At 36.0% G+C, this 22,099-nt stretch carries 18 protein-coding genes; 4 read left to right on the forward strand and 14 right to left on the reverse strand.

Annotation, left to right across the window (positions count from 1 at the left end):
- Window positions 1–794: 794 nt before the first annotated feature.
- From rplI to gyrA, 4 genes are all read right to left on the reverse strand, one after another.
- Window positions 795–1,250, reverse strand: a complete 456-nt coding sequence (gene rplI, locus AACL20_RS04860) for a 50S ribosomal protein L9 (RefSeq protein ID WP_339051866.1) — start codon at window positions 1,248–1,250, stop codon at window positions 795–797.
- Between the two features lie 35 nt (window positions 1,251–1,285).
- A complete protein-coding gene (gene rpsR / locus AACL20_RS04865; protein ID WP_339041820.1) occupies window positions 1,286–1,546 on the reverse strand; it encodes a 30S ribosomal protein S18 in 261 nt (86 codons plus the stop codon).
- Between the two features lie 33 nt (window positions 1,547–1,579).
- Window positions 1,580–1,918, reverse strand: coding sequence for a 30S ribosomal protein S6 (rpsF, locus tag AACL20_RS04870; protein ID WP_339041818.1), 339 nt, complete (start codon window positions 1,916–1,918; stop codon window positions 1,580–1,582).
- Window positions 1,919–2,015: 97 nt separating this feature from the next.
- Entirely contained in the window at window positions 2,016–4,736 is a 2,721-nt protein-coding gene (gene gyrA / locus AACL20_RS04875) for a DNA gyrase subunit A (RefSeq protein ID WP_339051867.1), read from the reverse strand.
- Window positions 4,737–5,308: 572 nt separating this feature from the next.
- Here gyrA and AACL20_RS04880 point away from each other — a divergent pair.
- The 3 genes from AACL20_RS04880 (at window position 5,309) to AACL20_RS04890 (ending at window position 8,211) form a co-directional block, all read left to right on the forward strand.
- Window positions 5,309–6,319: an NAD(P)/FAD-dependent oxidoreductase gene (locus tag AACL20_RS04880; RefSeq protein WP_339052683.1), complete on the forward strand. Its 1,011-nt coding sequence runs from the start codon at window positions 5,309–5,311 to the stop codon at window positions 6,317–6,319.
- A gap of 118 nt (window positions 6,320–6,437) precedes the next feature.
- Window positions 6,438–7,325 carry a bifunctional 5,10-methylenetetrahydrofolate dehydrogenase/5,10-methenyltetrahydrofolate cyclohydrolase gene (locus AACL20_RS04885; protein WP_339051868.1) on the forward strand — a complete coding sequence of 296 codons (888 nt, stop codon included), beginning with the start codon at window positions 6,438–6,440 and terminating at the stop codon, window positions 7,323–7,325.
- Window positions 7,326–7,443: 118 nt separating this feature from the next.
- Window positions 7,444–8,211 (forward strand): YihY/virulence factor BrkB family protein, encoded by a 768-nt coding sequence (locus tag AACL20_RS04890; protein WP_410519902.1) that lies wholly within the window; start codon window positions 7,444–7,446, stop codon window positions 8,209–8,211.
- A 173-nt stretch (window positions 8,212–8,384) separates the two neighbouring features.
- Here the strand turns inward: AACL20_RS04890 and xth are convergent, their stop codons facing one another.
- The 6 genes from xth to AACL20_RS04920 all read right to left on the reverse strand — a co-directional run bounded on the left by xth (window position 8,385) and on the right by AACL20_RS04920 (window position 19,722).
- Entirely contained in the window at window positions 8,385–9,170 is a 786-nt protein-coding gene (gene xth / locus AACL20_RS04895; protein ID WP_339051870.1) for an exodeoxyribonuclease III, read from the reverse strand.
- Window positions 9,171–9,484: 314 nt separating this feature from the next.
- Window positions 9,485–11,011: a hypothetical protein gene (locus AACL20_RS04900; RefSeq protein ID WP_339051871.1), complete on the reverse strand. Its 1,527-nt coding sequence runs from the start codon at window positions 11,009–11,011 to the stop codon at window positions 9,485–9,487.
- Between the two features lie 558 nt (window positions 11,012–11,569).
- Window positions 11,570–14,062: a valine--tRNA ligase gene (locus AACL20_RS04905; RefSeq protein ID WP_339051872.1), complete on the reverse strand. Its 2,493-nt coding sequence runs from the start codon at window positions 14,060–14,062 to the stop codon at window positions 11,570–11,572.
- A gap of 546 nt (window positions 14,063–14,608) precedes the next feature.
- Window positions 14,609–15,985: a cell division protein FtsZ gene (ftsZ, locus tag AACL20_RS04910; protein ID WP_339051873.1), complete on the reverse strand. Its 1,377-nt coding sequence runs from the start codon at window positions 15,983–15,985 to the stop codon at window positions 14,609–14,611.
- A 789-nt stretch (window positions 15,986–16,774) separates the two neighbouring features.
- Window positions 16,775–17,905 carry an efflux RND transporter periplasmic adaptor subunit gene (locus AACL20_RS04915; RefSeq protein WP_339051874.1) on the reverse strand — a complete coding sequence of 377 codons (1,131 nt, stop codon included), beginning with the start codon at window positions 17,903–17,905 and terminating at the stop codon, window positions 16,775–16,777.
- A gap of 1,016 nt (window positions 17,906–18,921) precedes the next feature.
- The gene (locus AACL20_RS04920) at window positions 18,922–19,722 is read right to left on the reverse strand and encodes an outer membrane protein (protein ID WP_339051875.1); all 801 of its coding nucleotides are present in this window, start codon (window positions 19,720–19,722) and stop codon (window positions 18,922–18,924) included.
- A gap of 470 nt (window positions 19,723–20,192) precedes the next feature.
- On the opposite strand from AACL20_RS04920, the gene AACL20_RS04925 reads away from it, so the two are divergent.
- Window positions 20,193–20,405, forward strand: coding sequence for a transposase (locus AACL20_RS04925; RefSeq protein WP_339051876.1), 213 nt, complete (start codon window positions 20,193–20,195; stop codon window positions 20,403–20,405).
- A gap of 12 nt (window positions 20,406–20,417) precedes the next feature.
- Here the strand turns inward: AACL20_RS04925 and AACL20_RS04930 are convergent, their stop codons facing one another.
- From AACL20_RS04930 to AACL20_RS04945, 4 genes are all read right to left on the reverse strand, one after another.
- Window positions 20,418–20,606 carry a hypothetical protein gene (locus AACL20_RS04930; protein ID WP_339051877.1) on the reverse strand — a complete coding sequence of 63 codons (189 nt, stop codon included), beginning with the start codon at window positions 20,604–20,606 and terminating at the stop codon, window positions 20,418–20,420.
- 480 nt (window positions 20,607–21,086) lie between these two features.
- The gene (locus AACL20_RS04935) at window positions 21,087–21,347 is read right to left on the reverse strand and encodes a hypothetical protein (protein ID WP_339051878.1); all 261 of its coding nucleotides are present in this window, start codon (window positions 21,345–21,347) and stop codon (window positions 21,087–21,089) included.
- Between the two features lie 125 nt (window positions 21,348–21,472).
- Window positions 21,473–21,673, reverse strand: a complete 201-nt coding sequence (locus AACL20_RS04940) for a hypothetical protein (RefSeq protein WP_339051879.1) — start codon at window positions 21,671–21,673, stop codon at window positions 21,473–21,475.
- 33 nt (window positions 21,674–21,706) lie between these two features.
- Window positions 21,707–21,982, reverse strand: coding sequence for a hypothetical protein (locus tag AACL20_RS04945; RefSeq protein ID WP_339051880.1), 276 nt, complete (start codon window positions 21,980–21,982; stop codon window positions 21,707–21,709).
- Between the last annotated feature and the right edge of the window lie 117 nt (window positions 21,983–22,099).

Consider the following 22,099-nt stretch of genomic DNA (forward strand, 5'->3'; position numbering starts at 1 on the left):
TTAACAAAATCCATAAAGTGTTTGACAATTTTGCCACTTTTTCTGCTGGACTTTCGGTGCATCATAATTGCTTGCAGGCCAAGATAAATCCTACGCTTCAAAAGTTATGGTGCAACGACTTGTAAATAGCATCCATCCAAGATCAATGAACTGACTTATGCAAATACTTTTCTATATATAACGAATTTTATCTGTCACATATAAAACTAATGCAACAATAGAATCAAAACATTTGAAGTGGAAATAACAAATTACTCTATATCTAAAACACTTATTGATATGATGATTTGATGAATAAAAGCAATACTATGAATGTGATATCCATACAAAGCACTAGAGTCAAAGCAACATATCATTTGCATCATATAACTCAATCAGCATGGTATAAAATGAGAAATAAATCTTGGTTGAGATCAATTCATTAAAATACACGTATGCTATGTAGCCTGTTTGTCAAAAATCGATTTGCTACGCAAATAAACTTTTCGGAAAGTGCAATATACTAAAATTAGCTTGGAAGAGGCCCTAGGCTAATTTTCGGATATATAATTTGTCCTATACCTAGCAAACACTACTTAACAAAATCCATAAGGTTTTTGACAATTTTGCCATTTTTTCTGCTGGACTTTCAGTGCACTATAATTGCCTTGAAATCAACATAAAACCCTATGCTTCTTAGAGTTATAAAGCAGGCGACTCATTAAAATACACATATGCTGTGTAAACTTTAGTGATCATAACTTAGTACAAATAGCTTGTCTTAGTTAGTAACCATATCTTAGTACATAAAAATATTAATGTTCACTACGTACTACACTCATAGAAAATACAACAACAACATCTGGATGTAGCATTATTTTCACATCAAAAACACCCAAGCTTTTTATTCTTTGGTCTAGCATTACGCTTTCTGAGCTCACCTTTGAACCCGTAGCAGTAAAAACAGCATCAACTATGTCACGCACGTTAACAGAACCATAAAGCCTACCATCTTCTCCAGCTTGTCTTGCTATCTTGATAGCAGTATTAGTACTCATGGAAGCAGCAATTTGCTCAGCTTGCTCTCTTAGTTCATTATTTTGCTGCTCAAGCATGGCACGTTGTTGCTCGAAAAAATCTTTATTTTTTTGCGTAGCACGTATAACTTTCTTCCTTGGGAATAGATAGTTTCTCGCATACCCCGCTGCAACATCTACAACATCACCAATATCTCCAAGGCGATACATCTTTTCGAGTAATATAACTTGCATTTTTATAGCTTCTATAAACTTGATATTTTAAAAAATTAAGTCGCGGTAAATGGCAATAAGGCTATCGCACGAGCACGCTTTATAGCAACTTTAAGCTCTCTCTGTTTCTTTGCTGAAACACCACTGATTCTACTAGGTAAAATCCTACCTTTTTCAGAAATATATTTAGTGAGAAGCTCTATGTTCTTATAACTGATTGCAGGAGCACCACTGACAGACAATGGGCATCTTTGTCTTTTGTTACCATGATGCGTCTTATTAAAGAGCACCGCATTTGAAATAGTCTCTTCTGTCATACTACAAACTCATTAAACTTTCATTTATTACAACTATTGGCTTACAGCTTCTTGTTGCGATAAAATAATAGAGGGTTGATCATCAAACTTTTTCATCTTAATAGAAAGATATTTTAGCACACTTTCGTTAATCTTAAAATTCCTCTCCAACTCCTGTATAGCAGAGGAATCAGCCTCAAAATTAAGCATTGTATAATGTGCTTTTTTATTTTTCTTAATTATATAAGCCAAAGTTCTTAAGCCCCAATACTCTCTCTTCAACAGCTTACCACCAAGATTTTCGACCATACTAACAAAATTATCGCCTGCTTTTGCGACATCAGCAGCTGAAATATCCTGACGCATTATAAAAACACACTCGTAAAAAGGCATCTTCTCCTCTTATTGACTCGATAAAAACAATAAGTACTTTTATATACTTTTTCATGATAAGGCAAGCACTAAATTACCACTGCACCCATAAAGTTTATTAAAGCTGCAGCTGAGCCCCGACATTTTGCTCTTCAGAATCGTCTTTAAGAGAATCTTTATCAACAACCTTTGTTACAGATATTACTTTCTCTTTGCTTGCAACAGAAATAATTTTTACACCGAGCCCTGCACGCCCCCCTACTCTTATGGTACTACTTGCAATTCTTATTAATGTGCCAGACTCTGCCATTATTATCATTTCATCTGTATCTCCAACAGGAAATGTAGAAACCACCTTCCCGCCCTTGATTAGACTGTTTGGCGCATTTGCAATTCCACTGCCACCGCGCCTTGTTACCCTATATTCATATGCAGAAGTACGTCTTCCATAACCATTTTCTGTCACAGTACATAAAAACTCCTCGTTAACGGCAAAATATTTAAATTCCTCTACACTCAATTGTTCAACGTTATATTCTGAAAGTTTATGTTGCACTAGCATTGTAGATTCTACTGATGCAAACTCTCTGCGGATATCAAGTGGGATCTTCAGGTATTCATCTCGCTTAGCTTGCTCGATTTCTATTCCTTTTAACACAGCAATGGAAATTACATAATCATTTTGTTTCGCAAGTTTCACAGCTCTAACTCCGTCGGAAGTGCGACTTTTAAATACACGAATCTCAGTCACTGGAAATCTAATAGCCTTACCAAAACTCGTTGCTATTATTATATGGTCATCCTTCATACAAGACACAACACCAACTAAGCTATCACCTTCGTCCATCCGAATCGCTATCTTTCCACCAGCATTAACATGTGCAAAATCAGATAGCAAATTGCGCCTAGCATTTCCTCCTTTAGTCGCAAATATTATGTATAAATCACTCCATACCTCTTTATCCTCAGGCATCGGCATAACATTTGTTATCTTTTCATCTGATGCAAGCTGTAGAATATTAATCAGCGCCCTCCCTTTGGATTGAGGAGTGCCTATTGGCAACTTATACACCTTAAGCTGATATACTTTACCAAAATTAGAGAAGAATAAAAGAACCGTATGAGTAGTCGTTGCAATAACTTCAGAGATCATATCATCTTCTTGCATCATCACACCAGAACGCCCCTTCCCTCCTCTTCTTTGTGCTCTATAGGTATTCAGTGGAACGCGTTTTATATAACCGCTCTGTGTAATGGTAACAACCATCTCTTCCAGCTGAATTAGATCTTCATCATCAACATCAGCTTCATTCTCCAGTATTGTGGTCCTACGCGGTGTCGCAAATTTCTCTCTAACCTCTACGAATTCAGATTCAATTATCTGTAATAATCTCTCTCTTGAACCTAATATTTCTAAGTAATCTGTAATTTCTACCGATAAAGTGCTCAAGTCATTTTCTATTTTATTCTTCTCAAGACCAGTTAATCTCTGTAGCTTCATGTCCAATATAGCTTGAGCCTGCTCAGCAGTAAGATAGCAGTTCTGCCCCTCAACTCTATTTCTAAAATCATCTACGAGTTTTAAAAGACCTATCACACCTGATGCAGGCCAAGACCTTTTCATCAAACTCACCTTTGCTTCTTGAGGATCATTTGCCGCCTTTATCATCGCGATAACTTCATCAATATTATCAACTGCAATAGCAAGACCTATCAATATATGAGCTTTATCTCTAGCTCTGTTTAACAAGAATTTAATCCTTCTTGTAACAACAGTTTCTCTGAATGTAACAAACTCACGCACTATATCAAGCACGTTCATTACCATAGGCCTGCCGTGCACAAGCGCAAGCGTATTGACACTGAAGCTGCTCTGCAGCTGTGTATTTCGATAAAGCTGATTTAATATAACATCTGGCACTGCTTCGCGCTTTAGCTCTATTACAACACGAATTCCTAGCTTGTTTGTTTCATCTCTAATTTCTGAAATTCCATCAATAGTCTTCTCTTTACATAGCTTCTCTATTGCTTTAATCAGCTCAGCTTTATTAACTTGATATGGAATGGACGTTATAATAATAGCCTTTCGCCCTGAAATATCTTCAAATTTAGTCTCTCCTCTGAGAAGTATGCCCCCTTTTCCGGTACTTAGAGCTTGTCTAATTTTTGGGCTACCCAAAATCTCACCACCAGTTGGGAAATCCGGCCCTTTTATATAAGAAAGTACAGTATTTATGTCTATAGTGTTATCCTGCACATAAGCAATACAAGCGTCTAGAACCTCTCCCATGTTGTGTGGAGGAATATTGGTTGCCATACCAACTGCGATACCATTTGCGCCATTTACAAGGAGATTAGGAAATCTAGCAGGCAGCACTCTAGGCTCGGTTTCTGCACCATCGTAGTTATCTTGAAAATCTACAGTGTCGCATCCAATATCTGTCATAAGCATTTCAGCGAGCTTCGTTAACCTAACCTCGGTATAACGCATCTGCGCAGGAGAATCACCATCTATAGAACCAAAATTTCCCTGCCCATCTATAAGCAAATCCCTAAGCGAAAAATCTTGGGCCATTCTTACCATAGAAGAATAAATTGGCGCATCACCATGTGGGTGATATTTACTCATCACTTCACCAACTATTCTTGCGGACTTTCTATATGGCTTATCGCATGTATTGCCAGTGTCATACATAGCGTATAATATTCTTCTGTGCACTGGCTTTAATCCATCTCTACAATCTGGAAGTGCGCGGCTCACTATTACGCTCATTGCATAATCCAAATAGGAGCGCTGCATCTCCTCTTCTATTGCCACGGGCGTTACAGAATAATTCATTCTTATTTCCTATTTCTTGATTTTGCTTAGACGAGGGGGATTCTAATCAAATGTTCAAACAAAATCAATCATTAGCTTACTTATATACGTTTGCTTTACACAAACTCAAATTTTTTATATGGCACTGCTTACAAAAGCGGGTAAATTGCTGTGACATCTTCAAGTGCTCTGTTTGAGTAAAGAAGACATCTGAATAATTGCTGCTCCATACGTGGGAATCAAGCAAATTTTAGTACATCAATCAAAATTTGACGAGTTGAAGGATGAACAAACAATTATGCAAATGTCTTTAACGTTAAATATTTTTTTAAGCAGAAATTGCAAAATTTTTATGAAGCTGTTATAAAGCCCACATGTGACACTGATTTATAACCAGTGTATAAAATAGCGTTAATGCACATGTAACGTAGTAATTTCAGAAAAGCTTCATAAAATAAAATGTTTATTCGTTCAGAGCTTGTAATATGGCTCATGCGAGAAGCTGATAAAACTTGTCAAAAAGACAAAGTTTAGCTGCCTATGTTATAGCGCTTTAGGTATATAAGCATTAGCAAATATCATTGGTGAATAGCATGACTTATAACTCAGATATTGTGATAATAGGCGCAGGACCTGTTGGTCTTTTTGCGATATTCCAAGCCGGAATGCTTGGCATGAGATCTTTGGTTGTGGATTCACTTCCTCATGTAGGTGGGCAATGCTCTGCTCTATATCCAGAAAAACCAATTTATGATATCCCTGGATATCCTAATATTCTAGCAGAAGAGCTAATTCAAAAGCTCTATGAACAATCTATGCCATTCTCTCCAAGATTTATCCTAGGACAATCGGTTGTTTCGTATGAAAAATCTGGAGAATTTTTCGTACTTAAGACAGATCTAGGCGATGAGATTCAAACAAAAGCTATCATAATAGCTGCAGGCTCAGGAGCTTTTGGCCATAATAAACCACCTATGTCTAATATAGAAGATTTTGAGGGGAAAAGTGTATTCTATTCGGTAAGAGATAGGAAGATCTTTAAAGACAAGACTGTGACAATTGCAGGAGGGGGAGATTCTGCAGTAGATTGGGCAATTTCACTTGCAGAGATAGCAAGCAAGGTCTACTTGATTCACCGTAGAAATAAATTTAAAGCCATGCAAGAGAGTATTAACAAGCTAGAACATCTAATAAAATCAGGGAATATAGAGCTGCTTGTGCCATATCAACTCGATTCACTTATAGGAAATGATGGCTTCTTAAATGAGATCAGTATAGTAGATCTGGATAACAATACAAAAAAAATACACTCAGACTTCTTGCTGGCGTTTTTCGGGCTCTCTATGAATTTAGGCCCTATATTATCTTGGAACATAGAGATGCAAAATAAACATATTAAAGTTATGCAATCAACAATGCAAACCAGTGTAGATGGCATATTTGCCATTGGCGATGTCGTTGATTATGTAGGGAAGCTAAAGCTTATATTGACAGGATTTGCAGAAGCGGCTATTGCTGCTCATAGTGTATATAGGTTTATATATCCTGAAAAGTATATACATTTCGAGCATTCCACAACAAAAGGTGTGAACCCGAAGCTATGATATCGCGATATCTACGCTGATTTTCAAGATTTTTTGTAGGAAAATCAGGAATATTGCTTGGAATACGAAAAAAGTTGGATAAACTAAAAGTGTTAGTACTTGCGTATGGATATGAGATATGAAATTTACATGTAGCACAGTTGATGGAAAAGCGTTTGCCGCTAGCATACTGGAAAAATTAAAAGGCAATATAGCTTTTATTAAAGAAAGATATAATATCGTTTCAGGTCTTGCTGTCGTTTTAGTTGGGAATGATCCAGCTAGCGTTATATATACAAATAACAAAGTTAAAAATGCGCGTGCTATAGGAATTGCTTCTTATATACATCAGTTTGATAGTAGCATTTCAGAAGAGGAAGTGCTGAATCTACTGCGTAAACTTAATGAAGACCCATTTGTTCATGGTATACTTGTACAACTTCCGTTGCCAAAACATATTGATACACATAAGATTTTTAATGTTATCAATCATCTAAAAGACGTGGATGGATTTAGTACTAATAATGTAGGACTTTTAAATTCATGGCAAAATTGTTTAGAACCATGTACTCCACAAGGTGTGTTACACTTATTGAAACAGAAACTTGGACCTGATCTTTCTGGGAAGAGAGCTGTAGTACTTGGAAGATCACAAATAGTTGGAAGGCCTATGTCATCTATGTTAATAATGGAGGGTTGCACAGTTACAGTCATGAATTCACATTCTCACAACCAAAAAATGGAATGTAGGGTTGCTGACATATTAATATCTGCTGTTGGAAAACCTCACATGATAACAAGAGAGTGGGTAAAGGTTGGAGCTTACGTAGTGGATGTTGGTATACAAAAGGTAAAAGATAAACTTTATGGGGATGTAAACTTTGAAGACGTACAAAAAGTTGCAGGTTTTCTGACTCCAGTGCCAGGTGGTGTTGGACCAATGACAATAGCATGCCTTATGAAAAATACAATCAAAGCTACATGTAAACAACACAATATTACTCTTGAAGCTAATGCAGATATTTAATATTGTAAAAAAAATTTGCAGTTTTTTACATTTAATAACAAAGAGTTTGGCAAAATCGTTTAATGATACCATAAAACACGATGGTATTGAACATGCTGGGTATCTAGCGTTTTTAATGATGTTAGCTATCTGTCCATTTCTTGTCTTTTTTGTCGCGTTGCTTGGAAATGCAGGGTCAAGTATTAATCATGAGATCGTTGATGTACTGCTAAATATGATACTTGAAAGCTCATGGGCGCAGTTTATAGACATACTAAGACCGAGAATAATAGAGATAACGTCAGCACCTCCACAGAGTCTTATTACACTTGCTATACTGAGCGCAATATGGACTGCATCTTCTATCTTTGAGGGCCTGAGAACTATACTTAATAAAGCTTATAGAGTCAAGCAACCGCCCGCATATATTTTCAGAAGATTACTCAGCATAATAGAATTCATGGTGCTAATAAGCACTACAATATTTGTACTAATAATTTTGGTAGTAATGCCATCCATATGGAGCGCGACTTCGAGTTTTTTACTAGAATATTTTCCAGAAATCGAAAATTATAAAATAATCAAGTTAATTAGGATAGAAGCGCCTAAGATGAGATATGTAGTAGTTGCAGTATCAAGCTTTGTTTTTATATCTTATATATACTACTTTCTTCCTAACAGAAAACACAAATTGATATATACTTTTCCAGGCACTTTCGCTGTTATGATTGCTTGGTCAGGCTTTACTATGATATTTAAATATTACGTAAAAAGTTTTCCACAGATTAGCTTGATATATGGAAGTATAGCAGGCGTTATAATAGCACTTCTTTATTTCTATGCTTGTAGTCTCATACTGATATATGGCGCTGAATTGAACTATAATATAGAGCACAGGCGCAGCTAAGCTTGCTCTGAATTCTTAAAATGGAGGATTTATATTGGCCTGCAAGCAATTATGAGGCACAAAAGTCCAGCAAAAAAAGTGGCAAAATTGCCAAAACCCTTATGGATTTTTAACTTTCCGCAAAAATTGATTTGCGCAGCAAATCGATTTTTGATAGACAGACTACCTAAGTTCTAGCTTGAAATAGATAGCAGCACTGGTGCATGGTCTGAAGGTCTTTCTAGATTTCTAAACGAGCTATCTATGTCAACACTATTTATCAAATCTGCAATGCCAGGAGACACTAGCAAATAATCTATCCTCATTCCTTTATTCTGTTTCCAGGATCCTGCTCTATAATCCCACCAACTAAACGATTGTTGATCTGGACGAGCTGCTCTGAATGCATCCACCATACCATTATTCAAAATAGCACGAAATCTTCTCCTCTCCTCAGGATGAAAACACACTTTTCCATCTAAGGCACCAGGGTTATAAACGTCTATATCTTCTACTGCGACATTAAAATCACCACCCATAATAACCTCCATACCTTGTTTTCTCATGTCTTGAATATGATGCTTCAGTGCTTCAAGAAATTCTAATTTATAAGCAAATTGCTCAGACTCCAGTTCACCACCGTTCGGTACATAAACAGACGATATGACAGTACCGCGGTTATTCACCGGGACAAAACACTCGATATATCTAGCATCACCATTCTTCTGATAACTTTTCATACCACGCTTTACATCTTCAATCCTACACTTACTAAGTATAGCAACACCATTATATGACTTTTGACCAAAGACCTGTATATTATATCCAAGGTGGTCTAACTGATCATAAGGAAACTTCTCTGTTATACATTTCAATTCTTGAAGCAAGATTATATCAGGATTATGTTTTTCGATTAGTAATATCAAATGTGATAAGCGCGATGTTACAGAATTAACATTCCATGCTATTATTTTGGTCATCTGTCTAAAATTATACAATAGTTAAAAAATTCAAATTGGTTGTGCGTTATTTAGAAAGTATCGATATCGCAATAGACCTCTTTCGAAACTCTACTTCCTTGTGAGAACTGGTGCGTTGATTTCGTGCTCGGATCCTCAATGTTATCAAATACACTCCGGTCCTTCCTTGCGCCTAAATCTCCTGCCATTTCTCTGCTAGAAGCTAGTTTCGAAAGAGGTCTAATATAATAAGCTAGTTAAGAAATGTAGCATACTAACACATTTAGTATTACTTTTTGATGCAAAATACACATCTTTCTAATGTAATAAATACTTCAGTTTAGCACTTTTAAAAACATAGCCGATTCAAGCGCAAGAATTGCACTTGAGATTAATGCTAAAATGCTGTCAAGATGCTCTTGGCTCACAGCACTGATATTAAAAGATATCACTTCTTCAGTAACTGCGCTTCTTATATTCCAACTTAAGTTTTTATTCGCAACTCTAATTCCATCAAAATATTCGAATTCTATTCCGAGAATTGTTAAATAACTTTTGATGTTAAATAACATAAGCAGCCTTAATTTTTCATCAATAGGTATACGAATTTCCTCTGTCTTTATAATATGAGAGATTGGCTCTAATATACGCTCGAAATCATACCCCAGTAAAAAAAGCTCATATATTTTATATGCAGCAATGAGCGCATCATCACATATATAACGTTTTAAATTAAAAAATATATGTCCACTCATTTCTGCAGCTATTGTGATACCATCTTCCTTCATTTTATTTTTGATTTTAGAGTGCCCTGGTTGCCATATCACAACGTCACATCCCAAGTTTCTTATTTGATCAATTACAAATTGGTTCATACGTACGTCAACTAAAACTTTGTTCCCTGTGCTGTTTAGTATCATATCATGAGCAATTAACAAAAGGATGTGATCGCCGTATAATATACGTCCGTTTTTTAGGACTATCCCTATCCTATCTCCATCACCATCAAAACATATTCCAAAATCACAGTTTTTTTCGCGTATAAATGCAGATAATTGTTCTAAATTCTTTGCACATGTGGGGTCTGGAAGATGATTTGGAAAATTACCATCTATTTTGGAATTCAATAAAAAATGCTCTCCTTGCAATCTTTTAATGAATTCTGGCACTATGCGACACATAGCACCATTTGACAGATCCCAAGCTATCGATAATTTACGTTTTACAGCTGGAATTTTAGCTGTAAACACACTGTTTAAATATGCTTTGCCAATCTCAAGTTGCCCTGAAGAATTGCCGAACGACTCTGCCAAATCACTAGATTTAAAATTTAACTTATTCAAATGTACGCTTGAAAGATCTGCATGCAAACTGCAGGTTATAGCTTCTTGCTCGTGCAATTTTATCTTACTATCTTTCCCTTCACTCCAAATATTGCCCAGCAAAAAATCTTTTATTCTATCTAAGAAATCTTCTGCAGCATATGACATATTGTATATAATCTTGAGCCCGTTATATTCTTTTGGATTATGTGAGCCTGTAATCATGATGGCAACGCCTATATTATCAATATTATATGCTGCCCAATAAAGCATAGGAGTTGAGCATATTCCAATATCAACAATATTTCCTCTTTGACTATTCCTTGAATATCCACATTCCATAAGTCCATAAAGCAATGCTTCTCTAATGATAGGAGAACTTAATCTGCCATCATAACCTATGCATATATTTTTATGAGCTATTCCATCATCCAGAGTAAAATGAGAAATTGTTCTTGCAATTGCTGTTATATCAGATTCACCAAAGTCTTTCTTAAATACTCCTCTAATATCGTATTTTCTAAAGATGTTCCTATGCATTAAAAAAGATTAAAAAGTATAACATATAAATTTAAAGCTCATTGTCAATTTTTGTCACTCCATATGCTTTATATGATTGCTTTGTACTGTTTCTAAAACTTGTTTAAAGAAGAAAAGAGCTATCATTAAGATTCTTCTTATTACTTCATAGTTGTTGCGCCTGAATTCTCAAAAGGCAGGATTTATCTTGGTGATAAGCAATTATTTACACCGAAAGTCCAGCAGAAAAAGTGGCAAAATTACCAAAAACGTTAGTTTCTGAGTTAAAAAAATATATATATTTAACTCGGAAATTAACGAAGTAATACTTGCAAATTAGGCTAAATGAGTCTGCGCAAGTGGCTTGGCCAGCAGTGCCTAAAAATTGCTAAGTACAGGACAAATTATATATTCGCAAATTAGCGCATGGCAGTTCTAAAAGCTAATTTTTGTACATTTAACTTTTCACAAAAATTGATTTGCTTGCGCAAATCAATTTTTGACGGACAGACTGCATAATACTTTCAAAATTGATGCCTTTAAAATGCTCTTTGTATATTTAACCCTGCGGTATACTTGCTATGCGTAAGCTGCTACCTCCTCAGTATAAGTGCTAATACTAACACCGAAATTAGCGCAATCTGACATAATCATATCAGAACGAGCAACTTGCAACATCTCAACCACTCCAGCGTGCGTAGCATTTTTTAGATCCTGCAATAGAGAATCTGAAATCTTTGGTCCAAAAATTTTCAATACAGAAACTTTATGATTCAGTGCAAGGTTTGCAAGAGACTTTGCCTTTCTAACAAGCTCAAGCAACTTCAATACTTTTTCTCCATCATCTAATTTATCACTAAAAAATACGTAATCATCAAGCATTGGCCAAGATTTTTGAGCGTGCACAGAGCCAGAATACGGAAAGAGCTGTGCGTTTAATTCTTCTGTAATGTGTGGAATAAACGGTGCAAAAAGCCGCAGCATGGTATATATGCAAAAATACATAGTATAAACTGCACTCCTCTTTCCAACCTCATCTTTATTAGCAGAATCATAGATACGAACTTTTACAAGTTCAACATAGTTATCACAAAAATCTTTCCAAAAAAACTCTTCAGCTACTTGCCTTGCCTCAGAATATTCAAAATTCTCAAATGCCTTAGTTGCCTCATGAACAACTCGTTGAAGTTTTGATAAGATCCAAAGATCAAGGTCACAATTAATGATTTCAGATTGCAATGCAGTAGTTGCAGTAACTTTTTTATCAAAATTACTCAAAGATGAAAAATGCAGCGCAAAAAATTTGGATGCATTCCAAAGCTTAGTGATCAACTTTTTGCCTATTTTAAAGGCTTCTTCCGAATAAGTAATATCAGCGCCAAGTTTAGAACAAGAAGCCCAGTAACGCACCGCATCAGCGCTCTTTTCCACTATTAATTCTTGTGGAGTCACTATATTCCCCTTTGATTTACTCATCTTCTGACCGTCTTTGGCAAGACACCAGCCACTTATCATTACATTTTTCCATGGAATGGAATTTTCATGATGATGAGACTTTACAATCGTACAAAATGCCCATGTTCTAATGATCTCATGTGCCTGTATTCTAAGATCTGCTGGATAAAGTTTTTTGTGACGCTTGTAATCTACAGCATAATCTTTTGTGATAGCTTTGCTTGAAATTTGTGGAGTGAGCGCACTGGTTGCCCACGTATCCATAATGTCAGTTTCCGCAATCACCTCATCCCTTCTGTAACCAACTGGCAGATCAATAGAAGGATCTACAGGCAGTTGTTCTATATCCGGAAATAATACTTTCCCTTCTTCTCCACTCCTCTTTGAATACCAAACTGGGAAATTAATCCCAAAATACCGCTGTCTTGATATGCACCAATCTTGATTTAGTCCATTAATCCAATTTTCAAGGCGCACTCTCATATAAGAAGGATGCCAATTACACAGATTTGTTTTATCAAGCAGCTCCTTTTTATAATCAAGTATTGAGATATACCACTGGTTCGTCAGAATGATTTCAAGGGCGGCACCGGACCTTTCTGCACATTTTACTGAATGCTTTATTTCAACTTGTGACCTAATCAAATTTCTTTCTGCTAGCAACTCTAAAATTTTAGCACGCGCTGCAGAAACTGTCATTTCATCTAAAATACCAGCGTTTTGCATATAACCTGTTTTAGAGATGCAAGTCTTAACCTCAAGATTATAACGCTGATACCACCTTACATCCTGTATATCACCAAAAGTGCAGCACATAACAAGGCCACTGCCCTTTTCCATATCAACTTCACTGTCGGCAATGAAAGGGACTTTAAAATCGAATATTGGAACTATTGCATTCGCACCTTCTAGATTTTGAAACCTAGAATCTTCTGGATGGTAAAATACTGCAACACAAGCTGGTAGCAGCTCTGGCCTAGTCGTTGCAATCAATATTTCACCACCACTTTCTTTACTGAACACGATCTCAGAAAATAAGGCACTTTTTTCTTTATCTTCTATTTCCGTTTGTGCAATAGCAGTTTTATCTACCGGGTCCCAGAATGTAGGGGCATATTTCTTGATCAGAAGACCTTTATTATATAGGTCTAAAAATGACATTTGCGAAAGTTTTGCAGTAGAATCACTAACAGTTTGATATGTCTCATTCCAATCAAAACTTAGTGCAAGTGCTTCAAACAGAGTCCTAAATTCTAATTCAGCATCTCTAATTACCACCTGACACATCTGATTAAATTGCTCTTTAGTGAGAGATGAAGCTTTAACTCCATTTATCTTCTCAACTAAGCGCTCAGTGGGCAGCCCGTTATCATCAAAACCTATCGGATAAAACACAGTCTTACCGATCATTCTTTGAAATCTTGCAATGAAGTCTGCCTGCGTATAACTAAAAACATGCCCCATATGTAGCATCCCAGAGACAGTGGGCGGCGGTGTATCTATCACAAACGTCTCGCTTCTATCTAGCGTGCTATCCCACTTATATATCTCAGACTTCTGCCAATTTTCTTGCCATTTCTTTTCACTAATTTGTGGTTTATAGTTTTCACTTAACATATGTTACACTTATTCGATCATTAAAAACGAGCCAATCCTTATTATAAGGCCTTTGTATAATTGCAAGTTCTTCTGTCATAAATCAAATTTTAGTTTAGTGCATCAATCAAAGTAGTGCTAAGCACAAGCAATTCAAGGTGCAAGTAAAGCGCATTGCTTTAGTGAGCGAAGACAAAATCTTTGTTTATATATGCTTTAAGAACGAATTCCCAGTCTGGCAATCAAGAAAAATCTGACAAGAAACCACGCAATCAGAGTATTTGTGAGAAAATTTCAAAACAAATATAACTTTATATTTCTCTATGCAACCTCTAAATAAAACAACAAAGTTATAGTACTTTTAGACACTAAAAAATGCAAAACAGTCTATTATCTCATAGAAACCAATCAAATCAAGCAAATAACTTACAACTATCACGGTCACTCAACGAGTATAGACATCCAAATCATGTAAATCAAGAAATATAGCTTCAAAACAGCAAAAAATGTATTGTTGAAAAAATCTAAAAACATCAACAATGATGCAATATGGGGTTTTATGCGCTTTTATTTATTCTTTTTTCGCAAAAACGCAGGAATTTCAAACAAATCCTCTTTATACTCTTCTTTATTATGCGTTTGTTCTGAATCATTTTTGCCAGATATGACCTGCTCACTTCCACCAAATATTCTGCCGAATGTCCCAGAAATTTTAACATCACTTGGCGCTGCAGATTTTGTTTGAGAAACAGATTCATGGTTATCAAACTCTTCTGGATCTATCGCTTTTGGAGGGATAAAGACACTTTTTTCAGAAATGGTAGTATTTGCCACACTGTTCAGTGATATTTTTTCAAAGTCATGCTTTTGTGTATTTGCAGAATCAAGGAGGCTTGGCTGCTGCGTTTTCGCGTACTTTACATCTTGTCCATCTACTCTATTTTGTAGTTGAACAGGCGACGTAGCACTAACGCTGCCCTTACTATCTATACCAGTTGCAACTACTGATACTCTAATTCTTCCCTTCAAAGATTCATCAAAAGCGGAACCAAATATTATATTTGCAGAAGCATCTACCTCTTCTTTAATACGGTTTGCAGCCTCATCAACCTCAAAAAGCGTCATATCTGTGCTACCCGTTATATTTATCAATACACCTTGCGCTCCATTCATAGAAGAATTATCTAAAAGCGGATTAGAGATTGCTGCTTCTGCTGCCTTGATTGCACGATCCTGTCCTTCCGCTTCACCTGTCCCCATCATAGCTTTACCCATTTCTTGCATTACTGCTTTGATATCTGCAAAATCGAGATTGATGAGACCTGGCATTGTAATTAGATCTGTTACGCCACGTACACCTGACTTTAAAACATCATCTGCCATTTGGAAAGCTTCTCCAAATGTGGTTTTTTCGTTTGCAACACGAAAGAGATTTTGATTTGGAATAACTATAAGTGTATCAACGTATCGACTAAGCTCTTCAAGTCCAAGCTCTGCAACTTTCATTCTCTTACTTCCTTCAAAGTGAAAGGGTTTTGTTACTACACCAACTACTATTATCCCCATTCTTTTTGCAATTTCAGCTATTACAGGAGCTGCGCCAGTTCCAGTTCCTCCACCCATACCAGCTGCAATAAATAGCATATGACAACCTTCAAGAGATGCTTCGATATCTGTTAAAGACTCTTCAGCTGCTATTTTTCCAACTTCAGGGTAAGAACCAGCACCAAGGCCTTTTGTTGAGCTTATGCCAAGCTGTATTTTATTTTCAGCTTTTGATGCTGCGAGAGCTTGAGCATCTGTATTAGCAACCCAGAATTCAACACCCATCAGCTGTGAATCTATCATATTATTTACTGCGTTACCGCCTGCACCACCTACTCCAAACACTATTAGTTTAGGCTTTAATTCGGTATGAGTTGGCAAGCTAATTTTTAAAGTCATCAGATTCTTTATAAAAAATAAAATAGTGAATGTATAAGTCTTGAAATTTTAACACAAAATATGAAAAATACATAGCAAGAGTCAGTTTCAAAAGCTAGAAAGTGCATCAATTCAAATTCAATTGCACTTAAAAATTTAGCATTACTGCTCTTCTAAGGATTGCTATATAACGGATTTTTTATATATAATACACATAATTTATACGCTCACTTTTAAAAATTATTTGGTAAGCATTAGGTCATTGCACTAAAAGTGATTTGGAGCGAAAATAAAATAATATTTATGTAGTAAGTTTTTAGTTGAAATATGTAATTAGCAGCAATAGGCTTGTCAGAAAGAAAACACTTAATGCTGTAAAAAATTTAACATAATCAATAACACATGTATGCCGTAGTGAGCAACCTATAACATTTATACATATAATTATAATACCAAGAAAATGCAAGAAATCTTATTATACTTAGCATAACACCTCAGATATATAACACGAGTGTATAGCAGATTTTTTGACAATATAAAGAGGTCTATACTCATCATATTTTTCAAAATTGGCGCACTTAAGAATGCGCTTTATGGAGCATATCTGTCAAAAATCGATTTGTTATGCAAATAAATTTTGACCGAAAGTGAAATGTACAAGAATTAGCTTAGCAGTGGTATTGCCTAACATAAATTCTGCATTTCAAGAATCATGCGCAGGCGACTACAAGAAATATCAGATGAGCAAGCAAAAATGTTGGTTTATGCGAAAAAGTCCTTTTTGAGCCATTTTAAGAAGACGCAGAAATTTTAGTTTTTCCAATCAAGTTTCGTTAACGGCTTTATGTATGCATGCCCCAGCATTATAATATCAGCTTCCTTTGGAAGTCCACGTACCCATACTCCATCATCTTCTTCGTCAAGTAGTGTAATTTCACAAAATTGTACAATCTTATTAGAATCAACAATTTTGACACCTATTTTTCCATCGATATCGAGAGAAAGTGCAGACTGCGGGATTTTATGAGCTTCAACTGTGCTACCTAAGATAACAACATCTACGTCTTGACCATTAATATTTTTCGGAATTGAGCCATCAATGGTTATCTCAGCTCTAAAACTATTATTAGATGTATCTTTTACACTGCTAAGCAGTGTTACATTGCCATTAAGCTTAATGTTATCAAAATATACTAATGCTTCATCATTTAAGTTAATTTGTTTTCTATCATATTCAGAAAATTCTACTTTTACTATATTAGACTTGCCAGCAAAAAAAGACCCAACAACAGGAGTATTCATGCTAGCTGGGCCAGATATATAATCACCAACATGCGCAGATATATAATCAACATAACCATCAAATGGAGCGACAACTGACGAATTCTTTAGATCTAGCTCAGCTTTTACCAGCGTTGCTTTTGCTGAATGTAGGTCTGCTTGACTCTTCACGAGGTTTGCTTCGGATAATAACTTCTTTTTAAACAATATCTCAGATGCTCTGTAATCTATCTCAGCAGCTTTATAAGCAGCATTTGCTTTTTCCAAAAGTTCTGCATAGTTCTTTGAATCAATTGTCATTAATAACGTTCCTTCTTTTACAAACTGCCCATCTTGCACAAGAATTTCAGATACAATGCCGCTATCCTGAGCCATTAACGAAACGGCATCTTTTGCTCCTGCAATGCCACTTACTTTGACTACAGAATGTTTTTCCTGAGCTGTTGAATGTTCTATGCTATAAGCAGGATGTGGTACGGCTGCTTTCTTATCACCGCGATCACTAAAAACCGCACCAGATAACATCCAGAGTCCTAATAATACTACAGCTAGTATCGCATACCTTGATGCTTTATTCTTAGAACAATACCAATTGTGTATGGATATTATTCTCAACTTTAAAGATGAAAATAGTTGCTGCATATTTAGCATTTTGCCCATAAATTGCTGTTATAACATCAAACCCTTAGTCATATTATAATGTAAATTCTATAAATGTGTATGAGAAAAAGCTAGTGATGCTTTAAAATCATTACAGCACCAACTGTTTTATTATATAGCGTATTTTAGCTATATTACTGTATAGTCTTGATGTTCAAAAAAAGCAGATTTTAGCGAATATATCTCTGATAAGTGAAGAATTGGTATTTATTATGCATATACTAAGTTATAGCAAATTCAACGAATAATAGCGCATATTAGCAAATATTTTTAGAAAATTCTAGAAAGATTTGAGAGTTTAGCTGTACTAAAAGTACAGCGGCCAGTAGCACGCTTAAATTAAAAAAAGACAAAGCTAAAGTAGAGCTATTTCGAAACTCTACTTCCTTTTTGAGAACTGGTGCGTTGATTTCGCGGCTCGGATCCTCAAATGTTATAAAATACACTCTTGTCCTTCCTTGCGCCTAAATCTCCTGCCATTTCTCTGCCAGAAGCTAGTTTTGAAAGAGGTCTAGTGTTCTGTTATTTAGGGAATTTGGTATTAGATTAGACTTCAAAAGGTACGCGCGCAAAAATCTCAGAACAAGTGCCACGAGTGTCAAAATAGCGTCTTAAATCCGCAAAAAAATATTATAATAAACGCAAAAACCTTACGGATTTTGTGAAAGCAGTGTTTGCTCGGGGCATATGAGTAATAATCATATACAAAAATTGATTTGTTTGCGTATATAAATTTTTGGCGGATGGAGCAAAAAGAGTTAGTAAGAACTAAGTGAGGAATGCTGTATAATCAATACATAATGAACAGCCCCATAAGGCGCTAATTTTGAAAAGTATTATGAGTGTGATGTCGGTTAAAGAGATGAGTTAAAGAGTTGATTTATCATTGGATATAAAAATCTTTGTTTTGTATCTAATAGTTTTTTAGAAAGGTCATATTATAAAAAATAAAAAAGCGAGTCCTTGAAAAACAAGCACTCGCCTCTTCTATCAAATAACAGCTTCTAATAACGTTATTAGAATGTCATTCTAAAACCAACTGTTACACTGTGAGTAAGCGCAGGTTTCAACTCATATTTAAATGTTGACTTAGGATCAGCAGTAGTTGCACCAGCTTTTTCTAACGCAAGCGTGTTTGCGCCAGTACGGCCATTCATAGCATAAGCTAAATCGATGTAAGCACCTCTAGAAACTTCAAACGCAACACCAACACCAAGTCTGTAAGCAAATCCGAACTTATTAGATGTTTTAATATCAGTGATGTTTCCTGTGGTTCCTGATTTGCCAACTTCTCCATAACCTGCAAGAGCTTTTACTAAATCGCTATCATCAAGCGTCGCACTTCCATAAGCTGCGCCTAAACCAGCCATAACGAAAGGAGTAAATGCAGAACCTGTGTTGAAATCGTAGTAAGCATTTGCCATTACAGCAAAGTTTTTAGAGCTATTTTTGAACTGCTGCTTAATATCTTTATCTGCATTATCTTTAAGAGCAAGCTCATGTGTCGCGCTTTTAGAAGCATAGCTCAGCATAAGATCTGTTCTTACTTCATCAGAAATATAATAACCGAAAGTTACATCACCAATAAAACCTTTGCTAAAGACATTGTCTGTAGGTGATAATTCCTTTGTATCAGCAGCAATTTTATACTTGGTGCCAACTGTCAAAGCAGCACTGCTACTTAAGCTAAATTTGTCTTTGCCCATTCCATAACCAGCATCTGCTTTGAAATACATTTTGCCAGCTTCTCCAGCACTTGCAATGCTAGCAGATGCAACTGCTGCACTCACACTTAACAACGTAAGAAATTTTTTCATGTTTCCTCTAAAATAGATAAGCTTTTGTTGTTTCATCTTGTTCCGACATACTCATTGAGATGATATACGCAACTTGGCTCTACAGGGAAGAACACAAAAATGCTCAAAATCTGTTATACAGGAGGAGCGACAGAATTTTATCGCTTTACCAAGACATACGTCACCAAAGAAGAACTCGGATCACATAGCTAGTTTATAACGCATGCGATAAACGGTTGTAAAATAATATTTTTCATTTTGAGCATTTTTATTACAAATTTCTTTAGCTGTGTGACTTTTTTGCAACTGCAGTAGCAGCATATAAACTATAATATAATTTCATATAAGCCACGCATAGCTTTGCACAGCCGAAGCTTATTAGCATATGCGAACAAATATTTGCTATATTTCAAAAAATTTGCGTTCTTTAAAAACAACTCGTTATGTATTGATTTTACCATGCCATCAAGTTCTTTCTAGTAATTGTTGTCATGGACGACTCAACATTTGACAAATCTCGAAGGACTCAAGAATTGATAGAATCTGTTGGTTGTAAGATGCTTTTTCTGCCACCTTACTCTCCAGATTTAAATCCTATTGAGAAGTTTTGGGCAAATATGAAACGATGGATTAGAAATCAAATTGCGCTATTCACATCATTAGAACACATATTAGATGGCTTCTTCTCAAGCGTGCTAATCTAACTCAAATAACTATCATATATCTTCTTTAGATAGCTCAGTTACACGTTCAATTACATTGATATCAAATCCTTGCAACAAGAGATTTGTAGCAATTTTCATCTTTTCTTCTAACTGACCTTCTCTCTTACCCTCTATTTTACCCTCAGCTATACCTCGCTTTAGATCTATACTCATTCCTTTATAAAGAGCTGTGTCCAGCATAATGTACAAAAATAAATTAGCACAGGATTCGGCCATGCGCTAATTTTTGGATATATTAATTGCTCCTGTGCCTAAAAACACTACTTTCACAAAATCCGTAAGGTTTTTTTGCGCTGACTTACAACATTTTTTTAAAGATTTAAAGCGCCATTTTGATACTCCAAGCATTATTTCATACCTGTTCCAAGACTTTTGGTGCGCGTACTACTTAAAAAGCTTAAAGCTTATTCTTTTGTCAGGAAAATATATATTACAGCTCATTCACTTGGCGGTGCACTTGCCAATATTGCTTATCTGCATAATTAAACATTACAGCCGTTATTTGAGAATTATATGCATCACAACTAGCTCAGTGAGCCCTCTTCGCAAACTAAACAGCGACTTGGAGAAACATGAAGGCAACGCCCAGAAAGAATGCTAATGATTGATATACAAATGACAAAACATGATACTTCAGAACACTTTCTGGCACTATCTGCACTAATTTGACACACCGCTGGAAGCACTGCCATCACTGGTTTCAGCAGAAGCCGAACCTCCATTGCTTGTTACACAAGACGCTTGAGTTTCTCCGTTGCTATCTGTTTGTATAACCTCTACCCCATCACATTTTGCAGAAGACTGAGCTGCATCTCCATCGGTTGAAGCTTGACTGGACTGCCCACTACTGCCCCAAGAAAATGACCATGCCCCACCACTAATGCTATTTAAAATTTCGTCAGATAATATTTTTAGTTCCATAGCTTGCACCTATAAACAATTGTTGTAAAATTTTAAATTCTTATTTGGTAATACTTACTTGATATACATCCGAAAAATGAAGAGATGCCAATTTTACAAAGTATGACTAAGAAGTATATATTTTTCTAATGCTCATCTTTAGCGCTGGCGTTGCTATTTGAAGAGCCGTTGCTGTTGCTTGAATCCGAACTTGCACTGCTACTGCCGGAAGAGGCACTAGCAGATCCTGACGTAGAATCAGAAGATGTAGAAGCGCCAGCGCTTACGCTCCAAGCTCCACCAGATACAAATTCTAAAATGGTAAGATCTAATTTTTCATGTAACATATATATTTTCTCTAAATTTTAAGTTATTTAAAACTACTCTGCAGATGCACTGCTTGAGGCGCCGTTGCTATCCGCACTACCTTCTGCTCTTGCGTTATCGCCACCTGCTACAGAGCCACTAACACTTCCACCACCAGCAGAAACGCACCCTGCAACTGAGCCAGAAGCACTATTCTCTGCTCTATCTCCACTGTTTACAGAGCCACTCACCTCACCAGAAGAACTTATCGAGCCACAAGCAACATAGCTTTCTCCTCCAGAAATAGCATCCAACTCATCCAACGATAGAAAATCACTGCTTTTCTTCATATGCAATACCTTTATTACTACTTTTTACTATCAATAATCCATTTGCCTTTATTAAAAATAAGTAGACTATTGCAGAAATAATATGCTACACCACTAAATATTGCAATATATTTTTAA

This window comes from Candidatus Lariskella endosymbiont of Epinotia ramella (assembly GCF_964019805.1).
GTDB lineage: Bacteria > Pseudomonadota > Alphaproteobacteria > Rickettsiales > Midichloriaceae > Lariskella.

What these genes read in the sequence shown, in the direction of transcription:
- ftsZ (WP_339051873.1), bottom strand. Translation starts at nt 15,985, where the DNA reads ATGACTTTAAAAATTAGCTTGCCAACTCATACCGAATTAAAGCCTAAA.
- gyrA (WP_339051867.1), bottom strand. Translation starts at nt 4,736, where the DNA reads ATGAATTATTCTGTAACGCCCGTGGCAATAGAAGAGGAGATGCAGCGC.
- AACL20_RS04945 (WP_339051880.1), bottom strand. Translation starts at nt 21,982, where the DNA reads ATGAAGAAAAGCAGTGATTTTCTATCGTTGGATGAGTTGGATGCTATT.
- AACL20_RS04935 (WP_339051878.1), bottom strand. Translation starts at nt 21,347, where the DNA reads ATGGAACTAAAAATATTATCTGACGAAATTTTAAATAGCATTAGTGGT.
- AACL20_RS04940 (WP_339051879.1), bottom strand. Translation starts at nt 21,673, where the DNA reads ATGTTACATGAAAAATTAGATCTTACCATTTTAGAATTTGTATCTGGT.
- AACL20_RS04880 (WP_339052683.1), top strand. Translation starts at nt 5,309, where the DNA reads ATGACTTATAACTCAGATATTGTGATAATAGGCGCAGGACCTGTTGGT.
- AACL20_RS04890 (WP_410519902.1), top strand. Translation starts at nt 7,444, where the DNA reads ATGTTAGCTATCTGTCCATTTCTTGTCTTTTTTGTCGCGTTGCTTGGA.
- rplI (WP_339051866.1), bottom strand. Translation starts at nt 1,250, where the DNA reads ATGCAAGTTATATTACTCGAAAAGATGTATCGCCTTGGAGATATTGGT.
- AACL20_RS04905 (WP_339051872.1), bottom strand. Translation starts at nt 14,062, where the DNA reads ATGTTAAGTGAAAACTATAAACCACAAATTAGTGAAAAGAAATGGCAA.
- AACL20_RS04925 (WP_339051876.1), top strand. Translation starts at nt 20,193, where the DNA reads ATGGACGACTCAACATTTGACAAATCTCGAAGGACTCAAGAATTGATA.
- rpsR (WP_339041820.1), bottom strand. Translation starts at nt 1,546, where the DNA reads ATGACAGAAGAGACTATTTCAAATGCGGTGCTCTTTAATAAGACGCAT.
- AACL20_RS04915 (WP_339051874.1), bottom strand. Translation starts at nt 17,905, where the DNA reads ATGGGCAAAATGCTAAATATGCAGCAACTATTTTCATCTTTAAAGTTG.
- AACL20_RS04930 (WP_339051877.1), bottom strand. Translation starts at nt 20,606, where the DNA reads ATGCTGGACACAGCTCTTTATAAAGGAATGAGTATAGATCTAAAGCGA.
- rpsF (WP_339041818.1), bottom strand. Translation starts at nt 1,918, where the DNA reads ATGCCTTTTTACGAGTGTGTTTTTATAATGCGTCAGGATATTTCAGCT.
- AACL20_RS04885 (WP_339051868.1), top strand. Translation starts at nt 6,438, where the DNA reads ATGAAATTTACATGTAGCACAGTTGATGGAAAAGCGTTTGCCGCTAGC.
- AACL20_RS04920 (WP_339051875.1), bottom strand. Translation starts at nt 19,722, where the DNA reads ATGAAAAAATTTCTTACGTTGTTAAGTGTGAGTGCAGCAGTTGCATCT.
- AACL20_RS04900 (WP_339051871.1), bottom strand. Translation starts at nt 11,011, where the DNA reads ATGCATAGGAACATCTTTAGAAAATACGATATTAGAGGAGTATTTAAG.
- xth (WP_339051870.1), bottom strand. Translation starts at nt 9,170, where the DNA reads ATGACCAAAATAATAGCATGGAATGTTAATTCTGTAACATCGCGCTTA.